The organism is Corynebacterium suedekumii (genome assembly GCF_030252185.1).
GTDB lineage: Bacteria > Actinomycetota > Actinomycetes > Mycobacteriales > Mycobacteriaceae > Corynebacterium > Corynebacterium suedekumii.
Map to the genome: position 1 here is coordinate 1,405,598 of NZ_CP126970.1, position 11,795 is coordinate 1,417,392.

An 11,795-nucleotide genomic window follows, 5' to 3' on the forward strand; every position below is an offset into this window, starting at 1 on the left:
GTGTTTGGACTGTCCAAGCTGCTCAGGGCCGGCGAAGGTCGCACCGTCAAGCGACTGAGCAAGATCGCCGACGATGTCATTGCCCTGGAGGACGAGTACACCTCCCTCACCGACGCCGAGCTCAAGGCGAAGACAGGTGAGTTCAAGGCCCGGCTGGCCGACGGTGAGGACCTCGACTCGATCCTGCTCGAGGCCTTCGCCACCGTGCGGGAGGCGTCGTGGCGCGTGCTGGGGCAGAAGCACTACCACGTGCAGGTCATGGGCGGCGCCGCGCTCCACTTCGGCAACGTCGCCGAGATGAAGACCGGTGAGGGCAAGACCCTGACCTCCGTGCTGGCCGCCTACCTCAACGCGCTCGAGGGCAAGGGCGTGCACATCGTCACGGTCAACGACTACCTCGCGCGCCGTGACGCCGAGATGATGGGTCGTGTCCACCGCTTCCTCGGTCTCGAGGTCGGCGTCATCCTCTCCGAGATGCGCCCGGACCAGCGTCGCGCGGCCTACAACGCCGACATCACCTACGGCACGAACAACGAGCTGGGCTTCGACTACCTGCGCGACAACATGGCCCGCTCCCTGGGGGACCTGGTGCAGCGTGGCCACAACTACGCCATCGTCGATGAGGTGGACTCCATCCTCATCGACGAGGCCCGTACCCCGCTCATCATCTCCGGCCCGGTCGACGGTTCCTCGCAGTTCTACAACGTCTTCGCCCAGCTCGCCCCGCGCATGAAGGAGGGCATCCACTACGAGGTGGACCACCGCAAGCGCACCATCGGTGTGCTCGAGGAGGGTGTGGGCTATGTGGAGGACCAGCTCGGCATCGACAACCTCTACGCCCCGGAGCATTCCCAGCTGGTGAGCTACCTCAACAACTCCCTCAAGGCGAAGGAGCTGTTCAACCGGGACAAGGACTACATCGTCCGCAACGGTGAGGTCATGATCGTCGACGCGTTCACCGGCCGTGTGCTCGCGGGCCGTCGCTACAACGAGGGCATGCACCAGGCCATCGAGGCGAAGGAGGGGGTGGAGATCAAGAACGAGAACCAGACCCTGGCCACCGTCACCCTCCAGAACTACTTCCGCCTCTACGACAAGCTGGCCGGCATGACCGGTACCGCCGAGACCGAGGCCGCCGAGCTGCATCAGATCTACAAGCTCGACGTCGTCCCGATCCCGACGAACCGTCCCAACCAGCGCGAGGACCTCACCGACCGCGTGTACAAGACGCAGGAGGCGAAGTTCGCCGCCGTCGCCGATGACATCGCCGAGCGGGTGGCCAAGAAGCAGCCCGTCCTCGTGGGCACCACCTCCGTCGAGCGTTCCGAGTACCTTTCGCAGTTGCTGCAGAAGCGCGGCATCGCCCACAAGGTGCTCAACGCCAAGCATCACGAGCAGGAGGGTGAGATCATCGCCCAGGCCGGTCTGCCGGCCGCGGTCACCGTCTCCACCAACATGGCCGGCCGTGGTACCGACATCGTGCTCGGCGGCAACCCGGACGTCATCTGTGACATCAAGCTGCGTGCCCGTGGCCTCGACCCCTTCGAGGACGAGGAGGCCTACCAGGCCGCGTGGGACGAGGAGCTGCCGAAGGTCAAGGACAAGGCGGCCCGCCTGGGTGATGAGGTCCGGGAGGCCGGTGGCCTCTACGTCCTGGGCACGGAGCGGCACGAGTCCCGCCGCATCGACAATCAGCTCCGCGGTCGTTCCGGCCGTCAGGGTGATCCGGGCGCCACGCGGTTCTACCTCTCCATGCGCGATGATCTCATGGTCCGCTTCGTCGGCCAGTCGATGGAGAACATGATGAACCGTCTCAACGTCCCGGACGATGTGCCGATCGAGGCGAAGATGGTCACCAACTCCATCAAGGGTGCGCAGTCCCAGGTGGAGAACCAGAACTTCGAGATGCGCAAGAACGTGCTCAAGTACGACGAGGTGCTCAACGAGCAGCGCAAGGTCATCTACGCCGAGCGTCGCGAGATCCTCGAGTCCAAGGACATCGCCGACAACATCCGCCGCATGATCGACGAGACCGTCGGCGCCTACGTCGACGGCGCCACCGCGGTCGGCTTCGTGGAGGACTGGAACCTCGACGAGCTGTGGAACGCGCTGGAGTCCCTGTACGGTCCAAGCTTCACCTGGCAGGAGCTTGTCGACGGCGCCGAGTACGGCGCCCCGGGCGAACTCACCGCCGAGCAGCTCCGCGAGGCCCTGACCGCCGACGCGCAGGCCCAGTACGACGAGCTGGAGACCAACGTCTCCGCCATCGGCGGCGAGGCCCAGATGCGCAACATCGAGCGCATGGTCATCCTGCCGGTGATCGACACGAAGTGGCGCGAGCACCTCTACGAGATGGACTACCTCAAGGAGGGCATCGGCCTGCGCGCCATGGCGCAGCGCGACCCCCTGGTGGAGTACCAGAAGGAGGGCGGCGACATGTTCAACGGCATGAAGGACGGCATCAAGGAGGAGACCGTCCGTCAGCTGTTCATGCTGCGCAAGCAGTTCCAGCCGCAGGAGGCCCCGGAGACCACCAGCGTCTAGGGGACTAGAGCACCCGGAAGCTGGCCAGCTGCTGCCCGTCGAGCCGGGCGGCGAAGGCGTGGGCGTGGCCGGCGGCCACGGCCGTGCCGAAGATCTCCCCGTCCTCGCGCAGGTGCAGGGTGTCGATCCGAACCGGCCCGCGCCCGGCTCCCGCACCCGAGCGGAGCCGGGCGCTGACGTGTTTGCGCACCGGGTCGGCGAAGCTGCGCCGGGTCAGTTGCGTGGGCGGTCGCATCCCGAACGTCACCTCGAGGGCGATCCGGACGAGTCCGGACGCGCGGTGCTGCACCGCCGGGGTGTTGTGCCGGGGTGGGGGAGGGGTGACGTCGATAAGCGGGGTCGGGGGAACCAGCACCTTGAGGTGCGTGAGTCCGGGGACAGGGGTCAACATGTGCTGCTCCTGGTGTCGGCAGGGCAGACGCGGGGTGGGCTGGGTACTATTGTGACACGTCAAAGGCGATAGAGGGAGCAACGAGTGCGTGGACTGATTGTCGATTATGTGGGTGTCCTCGACGGCACCGAGGAAGACCAGCGACGGTGGAAGGATCTCTTCGCCGCCGCCCGGGCGAACGGGGTGGCCACCGCCATCCTGTCGAACGACCCCGGCGGCGCCGGAGCGGAGGGGATCCGCGAGTGGGAGTACCACGGGATCGTCGACGCGGTGCTGCTGTCCGGTGAGATCGGCACCGAAAAGCCCGAGGAGGCCGCGTTCGAGCGTGCCGCCGCGGCCATCGACCTGCCCATGAGCGACTGCGTCATGGTCGACGACTCGATCCTCAACGTCCGAGCCGCCGTCGAGGCCGGCCTCGTCGGCGTGCTCTACCAGGTCTTCGACCGCGCGGTCATCGAGATCTGCTCCATCTTCGACATCGAGGGCGAGTTCTAGGTGCGCGTCTACCTGCCCGCCACGTTCGGCATGCTCGCCGGCCTCAACGAGACCGGCACGCTCACCGCCCGCTCCGGCTGGGGCTTCGCCGTCACGCCCGCGCTGGTGGAGTTCTACACCGCCGGCGATGAGGAGGAGATCGCCCACGCCGCCTTCCTCGACGCCGCCGAGGCCTCCCTGCGGCTGCTCGCCGTCGGCGACGAGGAGACCTTCCCGCACCGTCGCGTGGTCCTCTCCGTCGACGTGGACGACTCCGTGGTGAGCGCGGAGCCGGACATGGGGGAGAGCGTCGTCCGGCTGACCCCGCCGCAGGTCTCGGTGGAGGACCTCGCCGCGATCCACATCGACATCGAGGAATCCGAGGCCGCCACCCGCGCCGCCGTCGAGGTCGTCGACGAGGCGGATCTCGGCGACGAGGGGGCTGAGCTGACCGTCGGTGACGCCCAGGACAATTTCATGGCCTTCTATGACCCGACTGAACTGCCCTTTCTCATCGAACTGCTCTGACGCGCCGTCCCGGTTGGTGGACATCGAAGTTACGTTGCCGTAGGCTACGGCAACGTAACATTTGTATTCAAAAGGAGGGGTCGATGCCCACGTCACCCGATGGACTGGCCAGCGTCCGAGGCATACTCCGGCGCTTCACCACGCCACTGCTGCCCGACGACTACACCATGCTGGTCAACCCACTGTGGTCCCGACGGGAGCTCCGCGGCAAGATCGTCAGCGTCGAACGCTTCCCCGACGACACCATCCACCTGACCATCCGGCCCGGCTGGGGTGTGCCCGTCGACTTCCAGGCCGGCCAGTACATCGGCATCGGCCTGCGTGTCGACGGCCGCTTCACCTGGCGCAGCTATTCCCTCACCAACGCCCCCGACACCAGCGACGGGCTGTTCTCCATCACCATCCGCGCCGTGGAGAAGGGCAAGCTGTCCAACCACCTCATCGGCACCGCGAAGCCGGGCATCAACGTCCGCCTCGCCGCCCCCGCCGGCGACTTCTACCTCACCGACCCGCTGCCCGAGAAGATCCTCTTCGTCACCGCCGGCTCCGGCGTCACCCCCGTCATCGCCATGCTGCGCTCCCTCGAGGAGAAGCGACAGAGCACCGACATCACGGTCGTCCACTCCGTCCGCAACGCCGACGACGTCATCTTCGGCGACGTCCTCGCCGACTACGACGCCCACATCCAGGTCACCTCCGAACAGGGCCGCGTCTCACCCGCCGTCCTCGAGGAGCTCGTCCCCGACTACGCCGACCGCGTCGTCTACGCCTGCGGCCCCGCCACCATGCTCGACGAGCTGGAGACCTGGGCCAAGGACAAAGACATGGAGATCCGCGTCGAACGCTTCACCCTCGACCGCGCCTCCGACGCCAAGGGCGGGACCATCACCTTCGCCCGCGCCAACGTCGAAACCACCGCCGACGGCGCCACCACCATCCTCGAGGCTGGCGAACAGGCCGGCGTCCAGATGCCCTTCGGCTGCCGCATGGGCATCTGCCAGACCTGCGTCCGGGAGCTTGTCGACGGCCACGTCCACGACCTGCGCACCGGCGACACCAAGGAACCCGGCTCCCGCATCCGCACCTGCGTCGGCGTGGCCGCCGGCGACGTCGTCATCGACGCCTAAAGGCCCAAAGGAGAATCACCATGGCAATCGACAACATCAAGGCATACTCCCACCTCACCGACGAGGACATCCGCGAAATCGGCCGCCGCCTCGACGCCATCAAGGAGGAGTTCGAGTCAGACCTCGGCGAGAAGGACGTCCGCTACATCAAGGGACTCATCCGCACCCAGCGCTACATCGAGTTCGCCGGCCGCGGAGCCCTCCTCTTCTCCGGCCGCCGCCCCTTCTGGATCGCCGGCGTCGCCCTGCTCTCCCTGTCCAAGATCCTCGAGAACCTCGAGATCGGACACAACGTCATGCACGGCCAGTGGGACTGGATGAACGACCCCGAAATCCACTCCTCCACCTGGGAATGGGACAACGTCTGCCCCTCCTCCCAGTGGATGCACACCCACAACTTCGCCCACCACAAGTACACCAACATCCTCGGCATGGACACCGACGTCGGCTACGGCGTCCTGCGCGTCACCCGCGACCGCAAATGGAACGCCATGCACGCCTTCCAGCCGCTCATCAACGCCACCCTCGCGTCCCTGTTCCAGTGGGCCGTCGGCTTCTACGACGTCGAGCTGGGCAAGCTCGCCGCCGGCCGTACCACCTGGAAGGAGACCGCCCCGAAGTTCTGGGAGACCGTCCGCAAGGCCGGCACCCAGGGCCTGCGCGACTACGTGCTCTACCCGGCCCTGTCCGGCCCCAACTTCATGAGCACCGTCTCCGCCAACGCCACCGCCAACTTCGTCCGCTCCGTGTGGGCCTACGCCGTCATCTTCTGCGGTCACTTCCCCGACGAGGCCGAGACCTTCACCAAGGAACAGTGGAAGAACGAGACCCACGACGAGTGGTACCTCCGCCAGATGCTCGGCTCCGCCAACTTCCGAGGCGGCAAGATCCTCACCATCCTCTCCGGCAACCTCAACTACCAGATCGAGCACCACATCTACCCGGACATGCCGTCCAACCGCCTCGCCGAGATCGGCACGCGTGTCGAGGCCATCTGCCGCGAGTTCGACCTGCCCTACAACACCGACTCCTTCCCCGCCCAGCTGCTCAAGGTCCAGCGCACCCTGCTCAAGCTGTCGGTGCCCAACAAGTACCTCGCCGCCGACCGGGACAACGCCCCCGAGGTCCGCTCCAACGCCGTGTGGACCAAGTACCCCGAGGTCGCCGAGAAGCTCTGGGTCGGCGCCTCCGAGACCGGTGAGCGCTCCGGTCTGCGCACCGCCCTGCCGCTGCTCGAGCAGGTCCGGCCCACGTTGAAGGAGGGCCTGCTCAACTTCACCGGCCGCACCCCGGAATGGCGAAAGAAGGTCGCCGCCGCGGAGGCCGCACAGCTGGCCTAGCCTCCTGAGTGTCCCTTCGGGTGGCACGAACTCCTCGGAATCACGGATTCCGGGGAGTTTCTGCTACCCCAATTTCCGGGGACGGTTCATTGCGCACCAGTTGTCCCCCGAAATCCCGGATTCACCGGCATAACTGGCGTGGAAAGCGCCACTGGCGCCCTGGCGGGTGGGATGCGCCGGCGGTTCCGCGCGCGTCACATCTCCCAGTCGTTGTTGGTGCGCAGCGCTTCGAGGAGTTTGCGGACGGCGGCCACACGGCGGCCACCGGCGGAGTCCTCGGGGAAGCTGTCCAGGGCGCACTCGGGGTCGGCCGGCGGGCCGAGGTGGGTGCAGCCGCGGGGGCAGTCCTCGGTGGCGTCGGCGAGGTCGTCGAAGACGCCGATGACGGTGTCGGCGTCGACGTGGGCGAGGCCGAAGGAGCGGATGCCGGGGGTGTCGATGATCCAGCCGCCGGCGGGCAGGGGCAGGGCGACGGACTGGGTGGAGGTGTGGCGGCCCTTGCCCACGCCGGAGACTTCGCCGGTCTCGCGGTCGGCGTCGGGGACGAGGCGGTTGACCAGGGTGGATTTGCCGACGCCGGAGTGGCCGATGAGGGCGGTGATGTGGCCGGCGATGAGCTTCTCCACGTCGGCGAGGGGGTCGTCGATGCCGGCGGTGACGACGGTGACGTCGAGATCCGCGAATTCGGCGGCGAACTCGGTAGGGTCGGCGAGGTCGGATTTGGTGAGGCAGAGGATGGGGTGGAGGTTGCCCACGAAGGCGGCGATGAGGGCGCGTTCGACGAAGCCGGCCCGGGGTGGGGGATCGGCGACGGCGGTGACGATGAGCAGCTGGTCGGCGTTGGCGACGACGATGCGTTCGTAGGGGTCGGTGTCGTCGGCGGTGCGGCGTAGGACGGAGGTGCGTTCCGCCAGTTTGACGATCCGCCCGAGGGTGTCCTTCTTGCCGGAGGTGTCGCCGACGATGCCGACGCGGTCACCGACCTCGATGGGGGTGCGGCCGAGTTCGCGGGCGCGCATGGTGACGATGGTGTCATCCCGGCCGTCGAGGACCACGCCCCAGCGGCCGCGGTCCTTGGTCACGACCATGCCGAATTCGGCGTCGTCATGCGCCGGGCGGTCCTTGGTCCGGGGCCGGGTGCCCTTCGGAGGCCGGACCCGGACGTCGGATTCGTCCCAGTTCCGCTTACCCATGGACCATGTCCGCCCACATGGTCTCGAACCCGGGGAGGGTCTTGGCGGTGGTGGCGATGTTCTCCACCTCGACGCCCTCGACGGCCAGGCCGATGATGGCGCCGGCGGTGGCCATGCGGTGGTCAGCGTAGGAGTGCCACAACCCGCCGTGGAGCGGGGCGGGGGTGATGGCGAGGCCGTCGGGAAGCTCCTCGCAGGTGCCGCCGAGGCGGTTGATCTCGGTGCACAGGGCGGCCAGCCGGTCGGTCTCGTGGCCGCGCAGGTGGGCGATGCCGGTGAGCTCGGAGGGGGAGGAGGCCAGCGCCGCGAGTGCCGCGACAGTGGGGGTGAGCTCACCGATGTCGGACATGTCGATCGAGATGCCCGCCAGGCGGCCGCCCTCCGGGCCGGTGACTTCGAGGTCGTGGCCGGGGCCCTGGGTGGCGGAGATGATCTCCACGGAACAGCCCATGCGCTCGAGGATGTCGCGGATGACGTCTCCGGGCTGGGTGGTGGCCAGGGGCCAGTCGCGGACGCGAACCACGCCGCCGGTGACGGCCGCGGCGGCGAGGAAGGGGGTGGCGTTGGACAGGTCGGGTTCGACGCGCCAGGTCCGGCCCTGGATGGGGCCGGGGTGGACGGTCCATTCGTTCTCGGACTGGTCGACAGTGACGCCGGCGTGGCGGAGCATGGCGACGGTCATCTCGATGTGCGGCAGGCTCGGCAGTTTGCCGCCGACGTGCCGGACGGTCACGCCTTTGGTGTAGCGGGGGGCGGCGAGCAGGAGGCCGGAGACGAACTGGGAGGAGGCGGAGGCGTCGATCTCGACGGTGCCGCCTTCGGGTGCGCCGTCGGCGGTGACGGTGAAGGGGAGCCGGTCGCCGTCGATACGCACGCCGAGGGTGCGCAGGGCGTCGAGAATCGTCGACATCGGGCGGGTGCGGGCCTGCGGGTCGCCGTCGAAGACGACGGTGCCGGAGGCGAGCGCGGCGACGGGCGGGACGAAGCGCATGACGGTGCCGGCGAGGCCGCACTCCACCTCGCCGCCGTGGAGTGGTGCGGGGTCGATGCGGACGACGCCGTCGGTGTCGCGGATGCCCACGCCGAGGGTGCTCAGGGCTCCGGCCATGAGGGCGGTGTCGCGGGAGTGCAGGGCGCCCTCGATGACGGAGGGGTAGTCGGCCAGCGCGGCGAGAATGTAGGCACGGTTGGTGATCGACTTGGAGCCGGGGATGTGCTGGGTCCACCGGATCGGTCCGTGAGCTGTGGGCGCGAGCCAGTTGTCGGTCATGTCGTCCATAATAGGGTCATGTGCGGTCGTTTTGTCCTGTTCACCACTGGTGAGTCCCTCCTCGCCCGCGCCGGCGAACTCCCCGGCGTCACCGAGGTCCATGCCCCCGAGGGCACGCCCGGGCCGCGGTACAACCTGGCGCCGACGCAGGTGGTGCCGGTCGTGCGTGTCGACGCCGCCGTGGCCACCGTCGCCCCCTCCCGCTGGGGTCTGCTCCCGCACTGGAAGAAGGACGAGACCGGCCCGCCGCTGTTCAACGCCCGCGGCGAGACGGTGGCCACCAAGCCGAGTTTCCGGGACGCCTTCCGGGCCCAGCGCGGGCTCATCCCCATGGACGGCTACTACGAATGGCACGACGACGGCACGGGCAAGCGGCCCTACTTCGTCAGCTCGGGGGAGATCATGTGGGCGGCGGCGTTGTGGGCGACGGGGCTGGGGAGGTTGTCGTCGACGATCGTCACCACCGCGGCCGTCGAGCCGATGGCGTGGCTGCACGACCGGCTGCCGCGGATCCTCACGGACGAGGAGATCGGGCAGTGGACCACCGGCACCCCGGAGCAGGCCGCCGAACTGCTGCACCCGACGCCGGTGGACTACCTGCAGACGTGGTCGGTGCGCCCAGTGGACCGGGCCGTGGGCAACGTGCGCAACGACTACGCGGAGCTGATCGCGGAGAACTGAGCCCCGGTCACCTCGGCCAGATCACGAGGGGACAGGGCGATGTCGAGCCCGCGGCGCCCACCGGAGACATAGACGGTGTCCGCGGCGGCGACGGAGGAGTCGATGAGGGTGGGCAGCGGATTCTTCTGCCCGATGGGGGAGATCCCGCCGGTGACGTACCCGGAGGAGCGTTGGGCGCGGGCCGGGTCGGCCATGCCCAGACGCGGGACGCCGAAGGCCGCGGCCGCCTTCTTCAGCGACAGGGAGCTGGTCACCGGCACGCAGCACACGCCGAGGCCGGAGCCGAGGTCGACCACCAGGGTCTTGAGGATCAGGCCCGGATCCACGTCGAGGGCCGCGGCGGCGTGCTCGCCGAAGTGGGACGTGCCGGCGGTGAAGGTGTGCAGGTGGTGGGGGACGGCGGCGTCGACAAGCACGCGGACGGCGGCGGTCGGCGCGGCGGGGGACTTCCTCTTGGCCATGGAAACCATTATGACCGCCTGCCCTAGAATGGGCCCCATGACGGACACCGAGCTCACCACCCGCTTCGAGGAGGAGGCCCTGCCCCTGCTCGACCAGCTCTACGGCGGCGCGCTGCGGATGACCCGCAACCCCTCGGACGCCGAGGACCTCGTCCAGGAGACGTTCCTCAAGGCGTACAAGGCCTTCGGATCCTTCAAGGAGGGCACCAACCTCAAGGCGTGGCTCTACCGGATCATGACCAACACCTACATCAACACCTACCGGAAGAAGCAGCGCCAGCCGCACCAGTCCTCTGCCGAGGACGTCTCCGACCACCAGCTCTATACCACCAGCTCCCACGACTCGACGGGCCTGGAGTCCGCCGAGGTCAAGGCCCTGAAGAACATGCCCGACGGCAAGATCGCCGACGCCATGAACGAACTGTCCGAGGACTACCGCATGGTCGTCTACTACGCCGACGTCGAGGGCCTGGCCTACAAGGAGATCGCCGAGATCATGGGCACCCCGCTCGGCACCGTCATGAGTCGGCTCCACCGGGGAAGAAAACAGCTGCGGCAGGCGTTGAAGGATGTAGCGCACGAACAGGGCATCGGCCTCGACCACCCTGACATGACCGAAGCGACCGACACGAAAGCGGGCGAGAAATGAACGCGGACCCCCGGGACCCCAGCGACTGCCGCGGAAACTGCGACGAGGTCCACGCCAACCTCTGCGCCCTCTTCGACGAGGACACCACCGAGGAACAGGCCCGCGAGCTCATCCGCCAGATCTCCGAGTGCCCGGCCTGCTTCGCCCGCCTGCAGTCCGAACGCGAGATCCGTGCCCTGGTACGCAAGTGCTGCACCGCGCAGTCCGCGCCCGCCACCCTCCGGCAGCGCATCACCATGGAGATCCGGGTGACCCGACGGGGCTGATCCGGAGCTGATCCGGCGGGGCGACAGCCCTACCAAAGAAGACCGCCCACCGGCCAGCAGTTGCTGGGCCGGTGGGCGGTCTCGTCGCCGTGTCCTAGTGTTTAGGAGTTGGGGCGCTTACCGTGGTTGGCGCCCTTCTTGCGGCGGTCCTTACGCTTGCGACCACGCTTGCTCATGTGATTCTCCTAGGTGGGATTGAACTTCTTCGACTCCCACCAACTCTAGCGTCAGGGGTGCGCCGCGGAAAATTCGGGTTGCTCGCCGGGGTGACTAGGCGGCGACGCGGGAGCGGTTGCGGCCGCGGTTGTTGCGGCGCTTGAGGGCGCGGCGCTCGTCCTCGGACATGCCGCCCCAGACGCCGGCGTCCTGGCCGGTCTCCAGGGCCCACTTCAGGCACATGGAGGTGACGGGGCAGCGGTTGCAGACGACCTTCGCCTTCGCGATCTGGGTGAGGGCGGGGCCGGAGTTACCGACCGGGAAGAACAGCTCCGGGTCTTCGTCGCGGCAGACAGCTTCGTGGCGCCAATCCATGATTCATTCTCCTTAACAGTTGGTACAACGCGGGACGTGAGTGCACACCAGATGAGGTTCCGATAGGGAACCGCGTTCAAGCTTGTGTCGGTCACGGTGTCGGGTCGGGGCCCTGGGCCCTGCCTCGGTTCACGTGCCGTTAACCCCGTGGTGTGTCGAAGTTAAAGGCCGGTTAATCACCCGGCCGTTTTTGCTACCCGAGAATAATGACATGTGAACGCGGTGTGCGCTAGAGGTAAACAATAATTTGTGCCCGACATCACACGTTCTGGCGCATTTACATGCAGTGTGAAGTCTGCAAAGTGGCCTGTGTCACTGTTTGGTGGCATCGCAACAAAGA

14 protein-coding genes are annotated in these 11,795 nt (G+C 67.6%); 8 read left to right on the forward strand and 6 right to left on the reverse strand.

The genetic code is table 11. The features are described from left to right. Positions 1-2,544, forward strand: coding sequence for a preprotein translocase subunit SecA (gene secA / locus QP029_RS07100; RefSeq protein ID WP_284876085.1), 2,544 nt, complete (start codon positions 1-3; stop codon positions 2,542-2,544). 4 nt (positions 2,545-2,548) lie between these two features. Here secA and QP029_RS07105 read toward each other — a convergent pair whose 3' ends face one another. Then, entirely contained in the window at positions 2,549-2,935 is a 387-nt protein-coding gene (locus QP029_RS07105; RefSeq protein ID WP_284876086.1) for a hypothetical protein, read from the reverse strand. 84 nt (positions 2,936-3,019) lie between these two features. Between QP029_RS07105 and QP029_RS07110 the strand changes: the two genes are divergently transcribed. The 4 genes from QP029_RS07110 (at position 3,020) to QP029_RS07125 (ending at position 6,404) form a co-directional block, all read left to right on the forward strand. Continuing rightward, the gene (locus tag QP029_RS07110; protein ID WP_284876087.1) at positions 3,020-3,430 is read left to right on the forward strand and encodes an HAD-IA family hydrolase; all 411 of its coding nucleotides are present in this window, start codon (positions 3,020-3,022) and stop codon (positions 3,428-3,430) included. Beyond that, entirely contained in the window at positions 3,431-3,937 is a 507-nt protein-coding gene (locus tag QP029_RS07115; RefSeq protein WP_284876088.1) for a DUF6912 family protein, read from the forward strand. 83 nt (positions 3,938-4,020) lie between these two features. Next, positions 4,021-5,064 (forward strand): ferredoxin reductase, encoded by a 1,044-nt coding sequence (locus QP029_RS07120; protein ID WP_284876089.1) that lies wholly within the window; start codon positions 4,021-4,023, stop codon positions 5,062-5,064. A gap of 20 nt (positions 5,065-5,084) precedes the next feature. Next, on the forward strand, positions 5,085-6,404 hold the full coding sequence (locus tag QP029_RS07125; RefSeq protein WP_284876090.1) for a fatty acid desaturase family protein: 1,320 nt from the start codon (positions 5,085-5,087) through the stop codon (positions 6,402-6,404). A 194-nt stretch (positions 6,405-6,598) separates the two neighbouring features. Here QP029_RS07125 and rsgA read toward each other — a convergent pair whose 3' ends face one another. Together rsgA and aroA are read right to left on the reverse strand one after the other, a co-directional pair. Beyond that, positions 6,599-7,597: a ribosome small subunit-dependent GTPase A gene (rsgA, locus tag QP029_RS07130; protein WP_284876091.1), complete on the reverse strand. Its 999-nt coding sequence runs from the start codon at positions 7,595-7,597 to the stop codon at positions 6,599-6,601. Next, positions 7,590-8,876 (reverse strand): 3-phosphoshikimate 1-carboxyvinyltransferase, encoded by a 1,287-nt coding sequence (gene aroA / locus QP029_RS07135; RefSeq protein WP_432418710.1) that lies wholly within the window; start codon positions 8,874-8,876, stop codon positions 7,590-7,592. The genes rsgA and aroA overlap by 8 nt, the downstream gene beginning before the upstream one ends. A 9-nt stretch (positions 8,877-8,885) precedes the next feature. Between aroA and QP029_RS07140 the strand changes: the two genes are divergently transcribed. Next, entirely contained in the window at positions 8,886-9,548 is a 663-nt protein-coding gene (locus tag QP029_RS07140; protein WP_284876093.1) for an SOS response-associated peptidase, read from the forward strand. On the opposite strand, the gene QP029_RS07145 is transcribed toward QP029_RS07140, so the two are convergent. After that, complete coding sequence (locus QP029_RS07145; protein WP_284876094.1) at positions 9,521-10,009, reverse strand: aminoacyl-tRNA deacylase; 489 nt, start codon at positions 10,007-10,009, stop codon at positions 9,521-9,523. The genes QP029_RS07140 and QP029_RS07145 overlap by 28 nt on opposite strands. 37 nt (positions 10,010-10,046) lie before the next feature. Here QP029_RS07145 and QP029_RS07150 point away from each other — a divergent pair, with 37 nt between their 5' ends. Next, complete coding sequence (locus tag QP029_RS07150) at positions 10,047-10,658, forward strand: sigma-70 family RNA polymerase sigma factor (RefSeq protein WP_284876095.1); 612 nt, start codon at positions 10,047-10,049, stop codon at positions 10,656-10,658. Continuing rightward, positions 10,655-10,924 carry a mycothiol system anti-sigma-R factor gene (rsrA, locus tag QP029_RS07155; protein WP_284876096.1) on the forward strand — a complete coding sequence of 90 codons (270 nt, stop codon included), beginning with the start codon at positions 10,655-10,657 and terminating at the stop codon, positions 10,922-10,924. The genes QP029_RS07150 and rsrA overlap by 4 nt, the downstream gene beginning before the upstream one ends. A gap of 101 nt (positions 10,925-11,025) precedes the next feature. Here rsrA and QP029_RS14285 read toward each other — a convergent pair whose 3' ends face one another. After that, positions 11,026-11,100, reverse strand: a complete 75-nt coding sequence (locus QP029_RS14285) for a 50S ribosomal protein bL37 (protein WP_096877815.1) — start codon at positions 11,098-11,100, stop codon at positions 11,026-11,028. Between the two features lie 94 nt (positions 11,101-11,194). After that, the gene (locus QP029_RS07160; protein WP_284876097.1) at positions 11,195-11,455 is read right to left on the reverse strand and encodes a WhiB family transcriptional regulator; all 261 of its coding nucleotides are present in this window, start codon (positions 11,453-11,455) and stop codon (positions 11,195-11,197) included. Positions 11,456-11,795: the final 340 nt, after the last annotated feature.

Excerpts from the sequence above, each read along its gene's own strand:
- QP029_RS07160 (WP_284876097.1), bottom strand. The coding sequence starts at position 11,455 with ATGGATTGGCGCCACGAAGCTGTCTGCCGCGACGAAGACCCGGAGCTG.
- QP029_RS07120 (WP_284876089.1), top strand. The coding sequence starts at position 4,021 with ATGCCCACGTCACCCGATGGACTGGCCAGCGTCCGAGGCATACTCCGG.
- QP029_RS07125 (WP_284876090.1), top strand. The coding sequence starts at position 5,085 with ATGGCAATCGACAACATCAAGGCATACTCCCACCTCACCGACGAGGAC.
- QP029_RS07105 (WP_284876086.1), bottom strand. The coding sequence starts at position 2,935 with ATGTTGACCCCTGTCCCCGGACTCACGCACCTCAAGGTGCTGGTTCCC.
- QP029_RS07140 (WP_284876093.1), top strand. The coding sequence starts at position 8,886 with ATGTGCGGTCGTTTTGTCCTGTTCACCACTGGTGAGTCCCTCCTCGCC.
- QP029_RS07150 (WP_284876095.1), top strand. The coding sequence starts at position 10,047 with ATGACGGACACCGAGCTCACCACCCGCTTCGAGGAGGAGGCCCTGCCC.
- rsgA (WP_284876091.1), bottom strand. The coding sequence starts at position 7,597 with ATGGGTAAGCGGAACTGGGACGAATCCGACGTCCGGGTCCGGCCTCCG.
- aroA (WP_432418710.1), bottom strand. The coding sequence starts at position 8,876 with ATGGACGACATGACCGACAACTGGCTCGCGCCCACAGCTCACGGACCG.
- QP029_RS07145 (WP_284876094.1), bottom strand. The coding sequence starts at position 10,009 with ATGGCCAAGAGGAAGTCCCCCGCCGCGCCGACCGCCGCCGTCCGCGTG.
- rsrA (WP_284876096.1), top strand. The coding sequence starts at position 10,655 with ATGAACGCGGACCCCCGGGACCCCAGCGACTGCCGCGGAAACTGCGAC.